The organism is Ferrovibrio sp. GW821-FHT12E11, from assembly GCF_058806975.1.
The window spans coordinates 699,902-716,362 of the sequence record NZ_JBXAQG010000001.1 but is presented as its reverse complement, the minus strand read 5'-3'; the positions used below and the strand labels follow the sequence as shown (position 1 = coordinate 716,362).

Genomic DNA, 16,461 nt, shown 5'->3' with positions numbered 1-16,461 from the left:
CAATATGGAGATATTTGCGCATGCAACTATGGCGCCACCGGCCCCTGAGCCTGCTGGGCTGCGATTTGCTGCATCTGTGCGGCCGTGGCGGTATTGACCAGGCGGTCGAGGTCTAGGATGGAAACCATGCGGTCCTCGCGCGCCACCAGGGCACTGAGGAATTTGTAGTCTGCCTCCATCCCGGTCTCCGGTACCGTCTGCAGGTCGCGTTCGTTGATCGACAGGATGTCGGAAACGGAATCGACCAGCAGGCCGAAGGTGCCGGTTGCGGCCACCACGACGATGACCACATGCATGCTGGTCGGCGTGGTGCGGCCGCCGCCAAAGCGGACGCGCAGGTCGTAGATCGGCACCACCGCGCCCCGCAGGTTGATGATGCCGCGCACGAAGTCTGGGGTATTGGGCAGATTGGTCACTTCGGTCCAGGCGCGGATTTCACGCACACTCAGGATGTCGATGCCGTAGTTCTGCGCGTCGATGGCGAAGGTGAGATACTCGTTGCTGCCCGAGTGTTCGGGGCCGCTGGTCGTGCCGCGCCCCTGAGTAGCGGTTGGCAGCTGCGCCATGGCGCCCTCCTGGATTGTCTTTTGCCCTGATCCGGGCGTTTTTTAGCATAGATTCCTCTTGTATCGCGGTGATTAATTCATTGTTGTAGGACGGTCCGTCTAAAGATTTCAGGGAGGAAGGGCCAGTCATGCAACTGCCCGTCAATACATTCAAACGCGCCCTCAAAGAGCGCCGTCCCCAGATCGGCCTGTGGTGTTCGCTATGCAGCAATATCGTGGCTGAAATCCTTGCCACAGCCGGTTTCGACTGGGTGGTGCTGGATACCGAGCATTCGCCCAACGAGCTGCCGATGGTGTTGCAGCAACTGCAGGCCATGCAGATCGACGCCAATACGGCCAGTCCCGTGGTGCGCCCGCCGTGGAACGACACGGTGATGATCAAGCGCTTCCTGGATATCGGCTCGCCGAACCTGCTGCTGCCTTTTGTGCAGAATGTGGACGAGGCGAAAAAGGCGATCGCCGCCACCCGCTATCCGCCCAAGGGCGTGCGCGGCGTGTCGGGCAACCAGCGTGCCAACCGCTATGGCCTCGTGACCGACTATCATGCCAAGGCGGAAACCGAGCTGGGCGTCATCCTGCAGGTGGAGACCCAGGAAGCCGTCGGCCGGATTCCTGAAATCGCTGCGGTCGAAGGCGTGGACGGCATCTTCATCGGCCCGGCCGACCTGTCGGCCAGCCTGGGTCATCTGGGCAACGCCGCGCATCCGGAAGCGCAGGCCGAGATCATGCGGGCGCTGAAGCTGTGCAAGGAAGCCAACATGCCCGCCGGCATTCTGGCGCCCAACGAGGATGACGCGAAACGCTACCTCGATGCCGGCTTCACCTTCGTCGCCGTTGGCGTCGATCAGGGCCTGCTGACCAAGGCGACACGCGATCTAGCCAAGCGTTTCCGCGGCCATATCGGGCGCGCCTGAGCCTTACGTCTTGCGGCGAACCCAGAAGCGATAGCAATTGGCGAAAAGATCGGGATTCTCCGTCTCGATCTTTTCCCAGTTCGCCAGACTAGTGGCGGTGGGGTCGTCGGGGAATCGCGCGCGATAGCCGGTGAGCGGCTTGGGCGAATTGAACTCGAAGCCGAGAAATTCGAGGCCGGTGGCGTCGATCAGCATGCCCAGCTGCGGCAGGGTATAGCGATGCTCCTGCCGGTGAAAGATCAGGTCGCGCAGGTCGCTCAGCGTATAATAGGCGCTGGAAACGCCCAGCCGCCGCGACAGCTTGGGATGCAGCTGCGGCAGATCGGCGCGGAAGCGGCGGATATCGTCTGGCGTATCGCGATAGCCCCGTTCGGCCACCAGGGCGCGCGCCGTGACCACATCGCGGCGGCCAAGCTCGCTGTACAGGCCGAGCATCATATGGCCGCCGGGCTTGAGCAGCATGACCAGTTGCGCCAGGCCAGCGGCCGGATCGCGCAGATGGTGCAGCACGCCAAAGCTTTCGATCACGTCGAAGCGGCGTTCGATGCTGCCCAATCGCAGGATATCGGCCTGGGCGAATTCGACATTGCCGATCTTCAGTTCGTCGGCCTTGCGTTTGGCATAGGCCAGGCTGGCACGGCTCAGGTCGATCGCCAGCACCTTGGCATTGAGATAGCTGGTCGCCGCAAGGATCGCATGCAGGCCGGTCCCGCAGCCCGCCACCAAAATATCCGGGCTGGCACTGGTCCCGCTGGGAATAGTCTGGAAGGGCAGGGCTGAACGCAGGCGCAGCGAAACGTTGACGCCGCTGCCAAGCACCGGCTGGTGCCAGCGCGGAAACGGACTTTCCTCGTACATTTCCTGCACGGCGCGGCTGGTCGCATCCTCGATTGGCATCAGGGCCGGCAGATCGGCGGCAAGGCGGCGCTCCAGCAGAGGCTCGTCCAGCTGACGTCGTTTCAGTGTGGCGAACTCCGCCGGCCATTCAGCAGCTGCCAGGCGCGCGGCATCGCTGCGCCGGTAAAGCGGCTCGTATAAGGCGTAGACCCCGAAAGCGACGGCTGCCTCGGCAGGGTCGGCGGCGGCGAGATGCCGGTCGAGCTTGTCCAGGCGGCTGCGCTCGCTGTCATGCACGGGGTCGAGATATTCGGCCTGGAAGGCCCGTGTGGCCATCAGCCCGATCAGCCGGGCGTAACGCGGCAGGATCGCCGGCTGTTCCAGCGCAAGGCTGAGCAGGCCGCGCCGCAACGCGATCAGCCTCTGCTCGATGCGGGGATCCGTCACCAGCCCATGCTCCAGCCATTCTGCCAGGCCTGGCGTCTGCAAGGGATCGGGACAGTGCGGCACCGCCAGCACAGCGGCCACCTTGATGGCGGGAAGGCTGTCGATGCTTTGCAGTCCCAGGAAGGTGGGGTCGAGGCAGATCGCGCTTTCGATCACCGGGGCCAGGTCGCGCGGCTCCACACCCGGCGTGCCGAGCAGCGGCAACGCGGCGGCCACCATCGCCGGATCGGGTTTTTTCATGCGCACATCGCGCAGGGCCCTAGCGAAACCGATCTTGTAGCGGGTGTTATCGGGCGCAAACTGGTAGGCACGGCCGAAGTAACCTAGGGCCTGCTTGGCATCGCCCTTGGCCATGAGCACATAGCCCAGCATGTAATTGGTTTCGGCATGCTTGGTTGTCTGGCTCAGGGCGCTGAACATCACGCCGACGGCGGTTTCCACCTCGCCATCGGCCAGGAAGGCATGGGCGAGGCCGATATAGGCGTCGTTCATGTTGGGGTTCAGCACCATGGCGGCGCCAAAACTTTCCTTGGCGCCGGCGCGGTCGCCGGATGCCAGCAGGATATGGCCCAGCGTCAGGTGATAGCTCTCGAAATGGAAGTCGATGGCGATCGCGCGTTCGACCAGTTGGCGGGCGGTGGCCAGATCGCCGCGCTGCAGGGCGATATAGCCCTGCAGGTGTATGGCATCGGCGAAGTCGGGCTCCTGCACCAGCAGGCTATTCAGGAAGTCCTCAGCCTGCTGGTACAGCCCCGCATCGATAGCCCGCATGGCCGCGCGCAGGATTGGCAGCAGATGGGCTTTTTCAGCAATGACGGTGGGATCGGGAAGCGACATTTCGCTTTGCAGCAGGATGCGGAAGATGATTACTCTATTACTAAGGGGAACGCCCGTTTGGAGCAAACATAATGAAAACAACGCCTGTGGTTTCGGCCGACCTTGGCAAGTCGGTGTTCGCGGTGCCGCCATTGGCCCGTTATTCCGATCTGACGCTGAATGAAGACGCGAATCGGCAGCTGATCGCCCATATGGAGGCTGGCGGCATCCGCAGCCTGATGTATGGCGGCAATGCCAATGTCTACAATCTGCCGGTCAGCGAATATGCCGAGGTGCTGGAATTCCTGATCGATGCCGTGGGCGCCGATACCTGGCTGATTCCCTCTTTCGGGCCCGATTACGGCAAGCTGATCGACCAGGCGAAAATCCTGCGCGGATCCAAGGTGCCGACCGCCATGGCCCTGCCGATGACCTTTCCGGCCACATCGGATGGGATCGAGATCGGCCTGCGCCGTGCCGCCGTCACCATGGGCAAGCCGGTCATCCTTTATATCAAGTCGGATAACTACATCGCGCCGGAAGCCGCCGGTCGGCTGGTGAAAGAAGGGCTGGTCTGTGCGGTCAAGTACGGCACCGTGCGCGCCGATCCGCTGCAGGACGATTATCTGAAGCGCCTGCTCGACCATGTTGACCCCAAGCTGGTGATCAGCGGCATCGGCGAACGTCCGGCAATCCAGCATCTGCGCCATTTTGGCTTGGGCGGCTTCACGTCGGGTTCGGTCTGTATCGCGCCGCGGGGTTCGATGGCGATCCTGTCGGCGATCCAGCGCGGGGACTGGGCGCAGGCCGAACATCTGCGCGAAGCCTTCATGCCGGTGGAAGACCTGCGCGACGGCATCAGTCCGATCCGCACCCTGCACGATGCGGTCACGCTGGCCGGCATTGCCGATATGGGGCCGATGCTGCCGTTGCTCACCGGCCTGAACGCTGCGGAGCGCGCGCGGGTTCAGCCCGCGGCCCAGGCCTTGCGGGCCTGGGATGCAACGCTGGAGACCTCGGCGAGGGCTGCGGAGTAGCTATAAAAAAAGCCCCGGAGAAATCCGGGGCTTTTTCAGCAATGCTGCGGCTCAGGTGGCCGGTTTTGCAGCCTCGGCCTTCTTCTTCTCTTCCTCGACCAGTTCCTTCTTCGACAGTTTGCCGATCAGGGTCTTGGGCAGGGCCTCGCGGATTTCCATGCCGACGGGCATTTCGTGCTTGCCCAGCTTGTCTTTCAGGAAATCCTTCAGCTGCTCGAAGGTGAATGGCTGGGCATCGGGCTTCAGCTTGATGAAGGCCTTGGCCGACTGGCCGCGATACTGGTCCGGCACGCCGATCACGGTGCATTCCTCCACGCTCGGATGCTCGTAGATGGCTTCCTCGATATTGCGCGGATAGACGTTGAAACCGCCCGACAGGATCATGTCCTTCTTGCGGTCGACAATGAAGATATAGCCTTCCTCGTCCTGATAGCCGACGTCGCCGGTATGGAAACGGCCGCCGGCGAAGGCTTCCGCCGTGGCTTCAGGCTTGTTCCAGTAACCCTTCATCACATTCGGGCCGGTGATACAGATTTCGCCGGTTTCGTTGACGCCCTTGACCTTCAGCGGATCGTCGACGTCGACGATCTCGATGGTGATGCCGGGCAGCGGCAGGCCGCAGGAACCGCGCTTGCGCTTGCCGTAAACGGTCTGGGTACCGGCCGGCGAGGTCTCGGTCATGCCCCAGCCCTCGATCATCTTGTGGCCGGTGATCTGCTCGAACTTGTCCTGCACTTCCACCGGCAGCGGCGCGCCGCCCGAGGCGCAGAATTTGACCGTCGAGAGATCGTAATCCTTGATATTGGGCAGGTTGACGATGGCGGCATACATGGTCGGCACGCCCGGGAAGATCGTGATCTTCTTCTTGTGCAGATCCTCGACCACCGCCTTCAGCTCGAAACGCGGATGCAGGATGAATTCCGCGCCGATGGTCAGCATGCGCAGCAGCACCGCGCTCAGGCCGTAGATATGGAACATCGGCAGGACCATCAGCACACGCTCCTTGCCGTCATCAAGCGTCATGCCCTCCGCGGTCCAGCTTCCGTACATATGGACGGTGGAGGTGATGTTGCCGTGGGTCAGCATGGCGCCTTTGGGCTGGCCCGTGGTGCCGCCGGTATACTGCAGGATCGCCACTTCCTCGGCCGGATCCTTCACCGGATGCGGCGTGTAGCGGCCATCGTTGGCGACCAGATCGGCGAAGCGGACATGCTTGTCGTCCTTCGGGATCTGGGCGATCTCCTTGCCCTTGGCCAGCGGGAACAGGAAATTCTTGGGGAAGGGCAGCACGTCGGGCAGGCGGCCGACCACAACCTTCTTCAGGCGCGTGGTGCCGACCATCTTGCCGATATTGGTGTAGAGCGCCTTCAGGTCCAGCGTGACCATGATGTCGGTCTGGCTGTCTTCGATCTTGTAGCGCAGCTCACGCTCGGCATCGAGCGGGCTGTAGTTCACCACGCGGCCGCCAGCCTTGAGGATGGCGAAGAAGCAGATCACGTAATGTGGCGTGTTGGGCAGGAACAGGCCCACATGCACGCCCGGGCCGACGCCCAGCTGCTGGAAGCCCTTGGCGGCGCGGTCGACCAGGTCGGACACGGCGGCATAGGTGTAGGACTTGCCCATGAAATCGAGGAAGGGCTGCGGCGCGAAGCGCGCCACGGCGTCATCCAGCAGGGTCCAGATCGGGCGGGCCTGGAAATTCTGCGTCCAGGTGACGCCGGCCGGATAGGATTTTTCCCAGAACGGTGCGTTCATTGCTTTCTTTCTCCCCCTAGACATTGGGCCGGCCGCGTTTGAGGACCGGAAACTTGTGCCATTGTAGGAAGCGGGCGGGGCCAACGCAACGTGGCGCAACGTCAGGCCAATCTGCCTCATCCGGCCAAGGGTTTGCACCGGAGGCAGGGTTGCGCTGCATCGCGGCGGCTGGCACACTCGGCGGCGGATTTTCACCCTTCCCCAAGAGGCCAGTATGGGCGGCGCCGGCGCCAAGGATATGCGGGCGGAGCGCGATCGTTTCGTTGCTTTCGCCTTTTCCGCGGCCGACCTCATGCTGGAAGTGGGTGCGGAAGGCGAGATTACCTTTGCCTCAGGCGCGGCGCGGCTGATTGCCGGCTGCGAGGCCGAGGGCCTGATCGGCCGGAATTTCGCCAATATGGTCGCCGAGGCCGACCGGCATTTCATCATGAACCTGCTGGGCAGCTTGGCGGTCGGCGGCCGGATCGATCCGGTCACGGTACAGCTGCTACGCATCGACGGGGCGGTTGGTCCGATCTGCGTGCTGGGCGGCTGCTGCCTGCCGCGCCTGGAGGGGCGGTACTATCTCACGCTGTCCAATGCCCGCCTGCCGCTGGCCGAAACCGCGCTGGAAAACAAGCGCGACTACCAGGCCAGCCTGCTGGATGCCGAGGCCTTCGAGGCCCGCGCCGGTGATCGGCTGAAGCTGGCGCGCGAGCTGGGTTCGGAGGTCAAGCTCACCCTGATCGAAATCGTCGGCTTGCGCGAACTGGCTGAGAGCCTGGGCGATGACAGCCAGACGCTGATCGAGGATGTCGGCGCGCTGATCCGCGCCAAATCGATGGGCGGCGACACGGCCGGCCGGATCGACGACGAGAAATACGGCATTCTGCATGCCGCCAGCCTGGACCAGGATGCGGTGGCCGAACAGGTGCGTAGTCTGGTGAAGCAGAGCGCCGGAGCGGCCGTTGCCGTCGACAGGCTGGGTATCCATGGCGCCACCCTCGACCTGCACGCCAAGGGCATGAGCGACGACGATGCCGCCAGCGCCATGGCCTTTGCGGTCGAGCGCTTTGCCAGCGACGGAGCCTCGGGTTTCACGCTGCAATCCACCGAGGACAGCCTGAAGGCGCTGCTGCAGCGCACGGTGGCGCGCGTGCAGGCTCTGCGTTCCGCCGTTTCGGGCCGGCAGTTCCAGCTGGTGTTCCAGCCGATCGTAAGGCTGAACACCCGGACGCTGCATCATTACGAGGCGCTGTCGCGGTTTGAAGACGGCGGTTCGCCGTTCGAGACCATCCGGCTGGCCGAAGGCGTGCACATGATTGGCGAATTCGACCTCGCCGTTGTACAGCGCGTGTTCACCTTGCTGGGCGACCGCCGGCGCCAGGGCGATACGCTGGATATCGCGGTCAACCTCTCCGGCCACAGCCTGGAAAGCGCCGTCTTCATGGCGGCTTTGCGCGAAATCACAGCGGCCGATCCGAGCCTGCGGCGGCAATTGATCTTCGAGATCACGGAATCGACCCAGATCACCAATCTGGTGCATGCCGCCAATGCGGTGCGGCAGCTGCGCGAGGACGGGCATTTCGTCTGTCTCGACGATTTTGGCGCCGGGGCGGCGTCTTTCCCTTATCTGCAGGCTCTGGAGATCGATTACGTCAAGATCGACGGCGCCTATGTGAAGGCGCTGCAGACGCAAGGGTCGCCGCGCGACCAGGCCATCCTCAAGGGCATGGTCTGGCTCTGCAAGGAACTGAAGATCGGCACGGTCGCCGAGATGGTGGAGACCGAGGACCAGGCGCGCCTGCTGCTCGATTTCGGCATCGACTATGGCCAGGGTTTCCTGTTCGGCCGGCCGGAAGCCGAACCGAAGCTGGAGCCGCTGCGCCTCGACGACCTGCCGGGCGAGCACAACAATCCGACGGACTTCCGCTTCAAGCGCGGTTAACGGCCTTCTCTTTAGGCGCGCAGTTCCACCCGCCCGTGATCCAGCACCACCACGTCGCGCTCGGCCACCCGGGCACGGAAGGACACGATGTCGCCGTCACGCCAGATTTCCGTGTGAATGGTTTCGCCCGGGAAAACCGGCGCGGTGAAGCGCGCGTTGATGTCGGCGATGCGCGACGGGTCATGGTCGCAGGCCGCCTTCACCACAGCACGCACGGCGATGCCATAGGTGCACAGACCATGCAGGATCGGGCGCGGAAAGCCGGCGGCGCTGGCGAATGCCGGTTCGGCATGCAGCGGATTGCGGTCGCCGCATAAACGATAGAACAGCGCCTGGTTCTCCTGGGTCTTTAGCGTCACGCCGGCATCGGCCGGGCGGTCAGGGATCGTGTGTGGCTTGGGTGGCAGCTCTTCGGGCCTGCGCGCCGGGCCGCCGAAGCCGCCATCGCCGCGGGCAAACGTCGTGGAGAGCAGCGTCACCAAGGTCTCGCCGCTCTGCGCATCGCTCAGCACATTCTCCACCAGCATGATGGCGCCCTTGCCGGCGCCTTTGTCGAACACGTCTTTGATCCGGACCTTTGACGTCACCGCACCGGCGGCCTTGAGCGGCTTGTGGATAGTAATGCGCTGCTCGCCATGCACGACCATCACGTAGTTGATGCCGGTCTTCGGCGTCCAGCTGTCGTCCCAGGTGATCACGGTGGACAGGCTGGGCAGGGCGCGCAGGTCCTTCTCGAAGACGAAGGGCAATTCGTCCAGGTCCATTGGGTCCTGGCCCATGCCGACGGAGAGCGCATAGAGCATGGTCTCGCGGTCGGTGTAGCTGACCTCGCGGCCGGGAATGTCGAGCGCGACCAGTTCCTCATAGACAATCGGCATGGTTCCTCCCTTAAATCTTTCCCCGGAGACTAGCGGCGCAGACCGTGGCAAACCAGCTTGACGTTGCGTCAGGCCCCAGGGAGCAGACCATGACCTACAAGACCTTCGATTTCTGCCTGGCCGACCAGGTGGCGCAGATCGTCCTCAACCGCCCCGACAAGGCCAATGCCATGGTGCTACCCTTCTGGCAGGAGATGGTGGATGTCTTCGCCGAGATCGAGGACCGGCCGGAGGTGCGCGCCGTGGTGATTTCCTCCACCGGAAAAACCTTCACCGGCGGGCTGGACCTTTCCGCCTTCGCCGTCTTCGCCGGCGACATGCTGCAGGGCGACCGCGGCCGGGTCGGCGAGCAGATGCGTCGTGCGGTCGCCGAGATGCAGGAAACCTTCGCCGTCATCGACCGGTGCCGGGTCCCTGTTCTAGTGGCAGTTCAGGGCGGGTGCGTCGGTGGCGGCGTCGACATGATCTCGGCCTGCGACATGCGTTACTGCACGCAGGATGCCTGGTTCTGCATCCAGGAAATCAACATCGGCATGACCGCCGATGTCGGCACCCTGCAGCGCCTGCCGCATCTGATGCCGTCGGGACTGGTGCGCGAGCTGGCCTATACCGGGCGGCGCATGCCGGCGGAGGAGGCCTTCCGCGCCGGCCTGGTCAATGCGGTTTTCCCCGATCATGCCACGATGCTGCAGGCCGTGCTGCAGGTGGCCAAAACCGTGACCTCCAAGTCGCCGCTGGCCGTCCACGGCACCAAGCAGATGCTGAACTACACCCGTGACCACAGCACGGCGGATGCGCTGGATTACATGCAGGTCTGGCAGGCCGGCATGTTCCTGACGCCCGACCTGATGGAGGCGGTCACGGCCACGCAGCAGAAGCGCGAGCCGAAATTCGCCGACCTGCTGCCGGCCAAGAAGCTGGTGCAGCGACGCCGTTAGCCGACGCCCAGTACTTTCCAGATACCCTCGGACGTCAGCACGGTCTTGCCGGCCACGGTGGCGGTGCCCTGGATGAAGATCAGGCTGCGGGTCTGGCGCACGACATGGCTGCGCATCTCGACGAAGTCGCCAGGCTTCACGGCGGCGATAAACTGGTTGTTCAGCGACACGGTGGCGCAGGCCTTGCGCTCCACCAGGTCCCAGACCACCCAGCCCAAGGTATGGTCGGCAAAGGTCATCAGCATGCCGCCATGCATCACGCCGCGCGAATTGGTGTGGCGCTCTTCCGCCAGCAGGCCGTAGGCGGAACTGCCGTCTTCCTCACGCTTTACCCAGATCGGGCCGACCTCGATGGTGAACGGCCCCTGGCCGGAACGCTGCTTCCAGCCGGCAGCGGCGGGATCGAATGTCATGATTCTGTCCTTCTGTTCAGCCGGGACTTGAGCAAGTGAATCTTCGTATTGCAAGGGCTTCCCCAGCGTCACCCGCTTGCCTGCCGGAGCGGCTGGACTTAACCTTTCCCCGTTACAGGGAGAGAAATCGCCATGGATCTCGAATTCACGGCAGACGAGCGCGCCTTCCGCGACGAAGTGCGCGCCTTCATCCGCGACAATCTGCCGCCGGCGCTGGCCGAGAAGACGCGGCGCATGATCCATATGGACAAGGCTGATTTCGTCGCCTGGCACAAGATCCTTGCCCGTCGCGGCTGGTCGGCGCCGCTCTGGCCGAAAGAGCATGGTGGCCCGGGCTGGACGCCGGTGCAGCGCTACATCTTCGATGAAGAATGCGCCGCCGCCGATGCGCCGCCGCTGGTGCCCTTCGGCCATGCCATGGTCGGGCCGGTGATCTACACCTTCGGCACCGACGCGCAGAAGAAGACATACCTGCCGCGCATCCTCAGCATGGACGACTGGTGGTGCCAGGGCTATTCCGAGCCGGGCTCGGGCTCCGACCTTGCCTCCTTGCGTACGAAAGCCGAGCTGCAGGGCGACCATTACGTCGTCAACGGCCACAAGATCTGGACCACCCAGGCGCAGCACGCGAACATGATGTTCTGCCTGGTGCGCACCGACTTCGAGGCCAAGGCGCAGGAGGGTATCTCCTTCCTGCTGATCGACATGCGCGATCCCGGCGTGACCGTGCGGCCGATCATTTCCATCGATGAGGGCCACAGCGTCAACGAAGTGTTCCTCGACAATGTGCGCGTGCCGAAGGCGAATCTCGTGGGCAAGGAAGGCAAGGGCTGGACCTATGCCAAGTTCCTGCTCGGCAACGAGCGCACCGGCATTGCCGAAGTGGCGACCTCGAAGCAGCGTCTGAAGCGCCTCAAGCAGATCGCCCGTGCCGAGCAGGCCTTCGGGGCGCCTTTGCTGCAGGATGACAGCTTCCGCAACAAGGTTGCCGCCATCGAGATCGACCTGCTGGCGCTGGAATACACCAACCTGCGGGTGCTGGCGGCCGAGAATGCCGGCAAGGGCGTGGGGCCGGAAGCCAGCATGCTGAAAATCCGCGGCTCGGAGATCCAGCAGGGCATCAGCGAACTGGCGGTCGAGGCGATGGGCTATTACGCCGCACCCTACGAGCATCGTCCCGATGGCTCGAACCAGCCGCCGGTGGGACCCGATTACGCGCAAGGGCGCATGGAAGCCTATCTCTACTATCGTGCCACCACGATCTACGGCGGCTCGAATGAAATTCAGCGCAACATCATCGCCAAGATGGTGCTGGGCCTGTAACCGCATCCATACATCAAGAGACCAGGAAAGAACGTCACATGGATTTCCAACTGTCCGAGGAACAGAATCTGCTGGCCGACAGCGTCGAGAGCTGGCTGCAGGACAAGTACGATTTCGAGCGCTGGCGCAAGCTGGTGAAGACCGATCTCGGCTACGACAACGCCAACTGGAAAATCATGGCCGAACTGGGCTGGCTGGCCATCCCGCTGCCCGAAGAGGCCGGCGGCATGGGCGGTGGTGCGGTAGATGTGGCGTTGCTGGCCGAGCGTTTCGGCCGCCATCTGGTGGCCGAGCCGTATTTCTCCACCGTCATCCTTGGCGGTGGCCTGATCCAGGCGGTGGGCGACGCCCAGCAGAAAGAGGACTGGTTGGGCGCGATTGCCGAGGGCAAGGCGAAATGGGCCTTTGCCTTCGCCGAACATGGCGCGCGCTTTGCGCTCAACGAAGTGCAGACCACGGCTAAGAAAACTGCCGACGGCTGGGTGCTGGACGGCAAGAAGATCGTCGTCTGGGATGCGGCCTCGGCCGACAGCCTGATCGTACTGGCGCGCACGGCTGGCAAGCATGACGATGCCGAGGGTCTCGGCCTGTTCGTCGTCGATGCCTCGGGCGCCGGCGTGGCGCGGCAGGATTACCGCACCGTGGACAACAAGCGCGCCAGCGACATCCGTTTCGACCATGCGCCGGTGAAAGCCGTGCTGGGCGATCCGGGCAAGGCGCTGCCGGCGGTGGAAGCGGTGGTGGACCAGGCGATCTCCTATCTGGCGGCGGAAGCCGTCGGCGCCATGGCTGCGGTGCATGAGACGACGCTGGCCTATGCCAAGCAGCGCAAGCAGTTCGGCCGTGCCATCGGCGAGTTCCAGGTTATCCAGCATCGTCTGGTCGACATGATGATGCAGGTGGAGCAGGCGCGTTCACTGGCGCTGCTCGCCAGCCTGAAGGCCGATGCCGAGCCGAAGGAGCGCGCCAAGGCGGCGGCGGCGGCCAAGGTGCAGATCGGCCGTTCGGGCAAGTTCGTCGGGCAGCAGGCGGTGCAGGTGCATGGCGGCATGGGCATGACCGACGAGTTGAATGTCGGCCATTACTTCAAGCGCCTGATGATGATCGACACGACCTTCGGCAACGCCGATCACCACCAGCGCCGCTTTGCGGCATTAAGCGACTAAACAGCCGCATGCTTTTGTAATAGTGAGGCCGGGCAGGGACCACCTGTCCGGCTTTTTCATGGTGCTGGCAGTGATTGCACTGTCAGCAGTGTCGGCAACGCTGCGAATTGGTCTGTTCCGGGCTCATCTGGGGTCGTCCGGGTTCGTAACGGTTCCCGCCAGTTTCCAACGCTTCCCAATGCTTCCGGATGCTGCGGATTGTTCCGGCAGCGCCCATTTCATTCCATGAATCTGTAAAGCTTAAGAACGCGCTCCGGGTACGGCGCAGGCATATCTCCGTATTCACGATTTCCAGGACCGGAAATGAGAACATAAAAAGTACGATCTCTGTCCTTAAAGTCAAGGGCAGCATTGGGAGACAGGGGACGTTTTACTGCGCCGCCAGTTTACGGTGTGACATCTGCCGGAAGGTCGCGGCCAGTGCTCATCCGTTTGTGGCCGGGATATGGGGCCGCATATCGTCATGCTGTCCGGAGGCATCACCATCAAGACGGCGCAATCTGAAAATCCTCCAAAGACCTCCATTCACCATGCGGTGGCGACGGGACGGCAGAAACCCCTTGACCGTGTACGGATCGGGGGCGAGGGTTCAGGCAAGCGATTGCAGGATGCGTCAGCGCCGGAGGAAATCGCTACTATGATCGACCGCCCGCATGCACCGGCGAATGCAGATCGTCCCGTCGAGGATTCGGGTGTCGTCGCGGCCATCAATCAGCGCCTGTTCGAGACCTCGCTCGATCTGATTCTGGTCGTCGACCGTGCCGGCTGCTTTGTCCGCGTCAGTCCCAGCGCGAAGGCCATCCTGGGCCGCAATCCGGCCGACATGGTCGGACAGAGCGCTGTCGGCTTCATCCATCCCGACGATCTCGACAGCACGCGCGCCGAAATGCGGCTGGCGCGGCGCGGGCATGAGATGCGCAATTTCCAGTGCCGCTACATGCACAGGGACGGGCGCGTTATCAACCTGTCCTGGACCGGGGTATGGTCAACGGAAACCGAGTTGCATTTCTTCATCGGCCGCGACGTGACCGAACAGCGGGTCGTCGAGGAAAAGCTGCGCCACCTGCAGCGTCTCGATGCGGTGGGGCAACTGACCGGCGGCATTGCCCATGATTTCAATAATATTCTGGCTGTCATGGTCGGTAGCCTGGACCTGATCGTCGACCAGCCCGAACTGACGCCGGAGAGCCGGCGCTATATCCACGATGCCCTGCATGCCGCAAAAAGCGGCGCCGACCTGACGCGGCGGCTTCTGGCCTTTGCGCGGCAGCAACCGCTGATCCCCCGCGTGGTAGATGTCAACGACCTGCTGCAGCGCTTCACGCCGCTGCTGCGACGGACACTGGGGCAGCATATCGAGATCGTTTTTTCACCGACGGGGGATCTCTGGCCGGTGTTCATCGACGCCGCCAATCTGGAATCGGCGATCGTCAATCTGGCCGTCAATGCGCGCGATGCGATGCCGGCCGGCGGCCGCCTGATTCTGGAAACCGCCAATGTCGCGCTCGACAGCATGTATGCTGAGATCAATCCCGGTGCCGAACCCGGCGATTATGTTTCCGTCGTCCTCACCGATACAGGGCTCGGTATGCCGCCTGCCGTTATCAACCGGATTTTCGAGCCCTTTTTCACCACTAAGGATGTCGGGCGCGGCAACGGCCTGGGCCTGAGCATGGTCTTCGGCTTCCTGTCACAGTCAGGCGGGCATATCAAGGTTTACAGCGAGGTCGGACATGGCACGACCATCCGCCTCTACCTGCCGCGCGCCAAAGCGGCCGAGATGGCGGTCGTCGACAACCTGCCGGCATCCTCCGATACACCGGCAGAGGTCCGCAGACCGGTCAGCCATAACCTGCAGACCATCCTAGTGGTCGAGGACAACGACGATATTCGCTCTGTCGTGCTGTTGCAGCTGGCCAAGCTCGGCTATCGGACCATCGAGGCATCAAATGCCGACGAGGCGCTGCGGCAGATCGATGACGGGATCGTCATCGATCTGCTGTTTACCGATATCGTCATGCCGGGCGGCATGAGCGGCTATGATCTGGCCCGTGCGGCGCGCCAGCGCCGGCCTGGCCTGAAGGTGTTGTTCACCTCGGGCTTCCCCGGCGCGGTTTTTCCCGACACCATCGATCATGATCCGGAAGCGATGCTGGGCAAACCCTATCGCGTCCAGGACCTGGCGACGCGCCTGGCCGCATTGCTTGGTTGAGACCGTTCCTGCAAATTCGCGCCTATTTTGGATTGACGATCGTCTTGAAGCCGCCGAAGCACATGCGCTTCATGTCGAAGACCGGCTTGGACTTGTCGGGTGCCATCGCGTGCAGGCGCGGATCGCTCATCACCTTCTTGTTCACCCGGTCGCGCTGGGCCTTCGACTTGTAGATGATGAAGGAGAAGAACGGCACTTCGCCTTTCTTCAGCTTCATGATCTTGGGGAAGGGCAGGCCGAAGGCCGGATTGATGTCATCGCCGACGCATTCGAAATACTGCAGCGCGCCATGCTCCATCCAGATCTTGCCGGCCTTGGCGGCGATCTTCTTGTAGGCGGCCACATTCTTCTTCGGCACCGGCAACAGGAACCCATCGACATAACTCATCACGTTTCTCCCTTGGTTGATCTCTTAGTGTAACACGGCACCGCAGGTCAGGTTCACCACCGATCCCGTCATCGCGCCGGCATGGCCGGAGGCGAGGAAGACGGCGGTTTCTCCGATCTGCTCCAGCGTCGGCAGCCGTTTGAGCAGCGTCGACTGCGCCGCACCCTGGAGCATCGTTTCCACCGGCAGGCCCGCGCGCTCGGCCACTTGGCCGAAGACCGCTTTGGCATGTGAGTCGGCGGCCAGGGTTTCCGGCGTGGCATGGACGCGCAGGCAGAGCGTGCGGATGCCCTGTGCGCCGAGTTCGCCGGCGAGATGCCGGTTCATCGCTTCGACTGCCGCGCAGGCGGCGCTGTGGCCCATGAAGCCCGGCCCTGCCATGGTACCGGCCGGCGTGGTGAGCATCAGGATCACGCCGTCGGCCGTCATATGCGGTGCCACGGCCTTGGCGGTGATAAAATTGGTGCGGGCATAGACGCTGACCGGATGGAAGAAGTCCTCCAGTGACAGTTCGGCCAGCGGCACGCCCTGCACATGCGCCACGCCCACGGCGTTCAGAGCGATATCGATGCGACCGGCCTGCCGCGCCACGCCTGCTGCATGCTGCGTCACGGCGGTTTCATCCAGAGCGTCGACCACGGCGGTTTCGGCCCGGCCACCGGCGGTACGGATGTCGCGTGCCACGGCCTCCAGTTTCGCCGCGCTGCGGCCGGCAAGGAAGAGGCGGGCGCCCTGGCGGGCCAGCGCCCGCGCCACGGCGCCGCCGATGGCCCCGCTGCCGCCGTGAATGACTGCCGTCCTGTCCCGCAGCAGCATGGCTGCTCCCGTTTCAGCGCTTGACTCA

The 16,461-nt window shown here is 63.4% G+C and carries 14 protein-coding genes; 7 read left to right on the top strand and 7 right to left on the bottom strand.

The window, feature by feature from the left end; genetic code table 11:
* Positions 1-26 precede the first annotated feature (26 nt).
* The gene (locus tag AC1ROT_RS03590) at positions 27-566 is read right to left on the bottom strand and encodes a chemotaxis protein CheW (protein WP_492970092.1); all 540 of its coding nucleotides are present in this window, start codon (positions 564-566) and stop codon (positions 27-29) included.
* A gap of 128 nt (positions 567-694) precedes the next feature.
* Between AC1ROT_RS03590 and AC1ROT_RS03585 the strand changes: the two genes are divergently transcribed.
* A complete protein-coding gene (locus AC1ROT_RS03585) occupies positions 695-1,480 on the top strand; it encodes an HpcH/HpaI aldolase family protein (RefSeq protein ID WP_492970093.1) in 786 nt (261 codons plus the stop codon).
* 3 nt (positions 1,481-1,483) lie between these two features.
* On the opposite strand, the gene AC1ROT_RS03580 is transcribed toward AC1ROT_RS03585, so the two are convergent.
* Positions 1,484-3,601, bottom strand: coding sequence for a methyltransferase domain-containing protein (locus tag AC1ROT_RS03580; RefSeq protein WP_492997239.1), 2,118 nt, complete (start codon positions 3,599-3,601; stop codon positions 1,484-1,486).
* A 71-nt stretch (positions 3,602-3,672) separates the two neighbouring features.
* Here AC1ROT_RS03580 and AC1ROT_RS03575 point away from each other — a divergent pair, with 71 nt between their 5' ends.
* Positions 3,673-4,617 (top strand): dihydrodipicolinate synthase family protein, encoded by a 945-nt coding sequence (locus tag AC1ROT_RS03575; protein ID WP_492997238.1) that lies wholly within the window; start codon positions 3,673-3,675, stop codon positions 4,615-4,617.
* A gap of 51 nt (positions 4,618-4,668) precedes the next feature.
* Here the strand turns inward: AC1ROT_RS03575 and AC1ROT_RS03570 are convergent, their stop codons facing one another.
* The gene (locus tag AC1ROT_RS03570) at positions 4,669-6,372 is read right to left on the bottom strand and encodes a long-chain-fatty-acid--CoA ligase (protein WP_492970097.1); all 1,704 of its coding nucleotides are present in this window, start codon (positions 6,370-6,372) and stop codon (positions 4,669-4,671) included.
* 214 nt (positions 6,373-6,586) lie between these two features.
* Between AC1ROT_RS03570 and AC1ROT_RS03565 the strand changes: the two genes are divergently transcribed.
* Positions 6,587-8,299: an EAL domain-containing protein gene (locus AC1ROT_RS03565; RefSeq protein WP_492997237.1), complete on the top strand. Its 1,713-nt coding sequence runs from the start codon at positions 6,587-6,589 to the stop codon at positions 8,297-8,299.
* 11 nt (positions 8,300-8,310) lie between these two features.
* Here AC1ROT_RS03565 and AC1ROT_RS03560 read toward each other — a convergent pair whose 3' ends face one another.
* Positions 8,311-9,177, bottom strand: coding sequence for a MaoC/PaaZ C-terminal domain-containing protein (locus AC1ROT_RS03560; RefSeq protein WP_492997236.1), 867 nt, complete (start codon positions 9,175-9,177; stop codon positions 8,311-8,313).
* A gap of 89 nt (positions 9,178-9,266) precedes the next feature.
* On the opposite strand from AC1ROT_RS03560, the gene AC1ROT_RS03555 reads away from it, so the two are divergent.
* Complete coding sequence (locus AC1ROT_RS03555; RefSeq protein ID WP_492997235.1) at positions 9,267-10,115, top strand: crotonase/enoyl-CoA hydratase family protein; 849 nt, start codon at positions 9,267-9,269, stop codon at positions 10,113-10,115.
* On the opposite strand, the gene AC1ROT_RS03550 is transcribed toward AC1ROT_RS03555, so the two are convergent.
* Positions 10,112-10,528: a PaaI family thioesterase gene (locus AC1ROT_RS03550; protein WP_492970101.1), complete on the bottom strand. Its 417-nt coding sequence runs from the start codon at positions 10,526-10,528 to the stop codon at positions 10,112-10,114. The genes AC1ROT_RS03555 and AC1ROT_RS03550 overlap by 4 nt on opposite strands.
* A gap of 132 nt (positions 10,529-10,660) precedes the next feature.
* On the opposite strand from AC1ROT_RS03550, the gene AC1ROT_RS03545 reads away from it, so the two are divergent.
* The 3 genes from AC1ROT_RS03545 to AC1ROT_RS03535 all read left to right on the top strand — a co-directional run bounded on the left by AC1ROT_RS03545 (position 10,661) and on the right by AC1ROT_RS03535 (position 15,229).
* On the top strand, positions 10,661-11,851 hold the full coding sequence (locus AC1ROT_RS03545; RefSeq protein ID WP_492997234.1) for an acyl-CoA dehydrogenase family protein: 1,191 nt from the start codon (positions 10,661-10,663) through the stop codon (positions 11,849-11,851).
* A 38-nt stretch (positions 11,852-11,889) separates the two neighbouring features.
* Positions 11,890-13,017, top strand: a complete 1,128-nt coding sequence (locus AC1ROT_RS03540; RefSeq protein ID WP_492997233.1) for an acyl-CoA dehydrogenase family protein — start codon at positions 11,890-11,892, stop codon at positions 13,015-13,017.
* 637 nt (positions 13,018-13,654) lie between these two features.
* Positions 13,655-15,229, top strand: coding sequence for a hybrid sensor histidine kinase/response regulator (locus tag AC1ROT_RS03535; protein ID WP_492997232.1), 1,575 nt, complete (start codon positions 13,655-13,657; stop codon positions 15,227-15,229).
* Between the two features lie 22 nt (positions 15,230-15,251).
* Here the strand turns inward: AC1ROT_RS03535 and AC1ROT_RS03530 are convergent, their stop codons facing one another.
* Together AC1ROT_RS03530 and AC1ROT_RS03525 are read right to left on the bottom strand one after the other, a co-directional pair.
* Entirely contained in the window at positions 15,252-15,617 is a 366-nt protein-coding gene (locus AC1ROT_RS03530) for a DUF1428 domain-containing protein (protein WP_492970105.1), read from the bottom strand.
* A 24-nt stretch (positions 15,618-15,641) separates the two neighbouring features.
* Positions 15,642-16,433: an SDR family NAD(P)-dependent oxidoreductase gene (locus AC1ROT_RS03525; protein WP_492997231.1), complete on the bottom strand. Its 792-nt coding sequence runs from the start codon at positions 16,431-16,433 to the stop codon at positions 15,642-15,644.
* Between the last annotated feature and the right edge of the window lie 28 nt (positions 16,434-16,461).

Coding starts and splice junctions, on each gene's coding strand:
- AC1ROT_RS03565 (WP_492997237.1), top strand. CDS start 6,587: ATGGGCGGCGCCGGCGCCAAGGATATGCGGGCGGAGCGCGATCGTTTC.
- AC1ROT_RS03535 (WP_492997232.1), top strand. CDS start 13,655: ATGATCGACCGCCCGCATGCACCGGCGAATGCAGATCGTCCCGTCGAG.
- AC1ROT_RS03575 (WP_492997238.1), top strand. CDS start 3,673: ATGAAAACAACGCCTGTGGTTTCGGCCGACCTTGGCAAGTCGGTGTTC.
- AC1ROT_RS03550 (WP_492970101.1), bottom strand. CDS start 10,528: ATGACATTCGATCCCGCCGCTGCCGGCTGGAAGCAGCGTTCCGGCCAG.
- AC1ROT_RS03555 (WP_492997235.1), top strand. CDS start 9,267: ATGACCTACAAGACCTTCGATTTCTGCCTGGCCGACCAGGTGGCGCAG.
- AC1ROT_RS03560 (WP_492997236.1), bottom strand. CDS start 9,177: ATGCCGATTGTCTATGAGGAACTGGTCGCGCTCGACATTCCCGGCCGC.
- AC1ROT_RS03540 (WP_492997233.1), top strand. CDS start 11,890: ATGGATTTCCAACTGTCCGAGGAACAGAATCTGCTGGCCGACAGCGTC.
- AC1ROT_RS03590 (WP_492970092.1), bottom strand. CDS start 566: ATGGCGCAGCTGCCAACCGCTACTCAGGGGCGCGGCACGACCAGCGGC.
- AC1ROT_RS03585 (WP_492970093.1), top strand. CDS start 695: ATGCAACTGCCCGTCAATACATTCAAACGCGCCCTCAAAGAGCGCCGT.
- AC1ROT_RS03525 (WP_492997231.1), bottom strand. CDS start 16,433: ATGCTGCTGCGGGACAGGACGGCAGTCATTCACGGCGGCAGCGGGGCC.
- AC1ROT_RS03530 (WP_492970105.1), bottom strand. CDS start 15,617: ATGAGTTATGTCGATGGGTTCCTGTTGCCGGTGCCGAAGAAGAATGTG.
- AC1ROT_RS03580 (WP_492997239.1), bottom strand. CDS start 3,601: ATGTCGCTTCCCGATCCCACCGTCATTGCTGAAAAAGCCCATCTGCTG.
- AC1ROT_RS03570 (WP_492970097.1), bottom strand. CDS start 6,372: ATGAACGCACCGTTCTGGGAAAAATCCTATCCGGCCGGCGTCACCTGG.
- AC1ROT_RS03545 (WP_492997234.1), top strand. CDS start 10,661: ATGGATCTCGAATTCACGGCAGACGAGCGCGCCTTCCGCGACGAAGTG.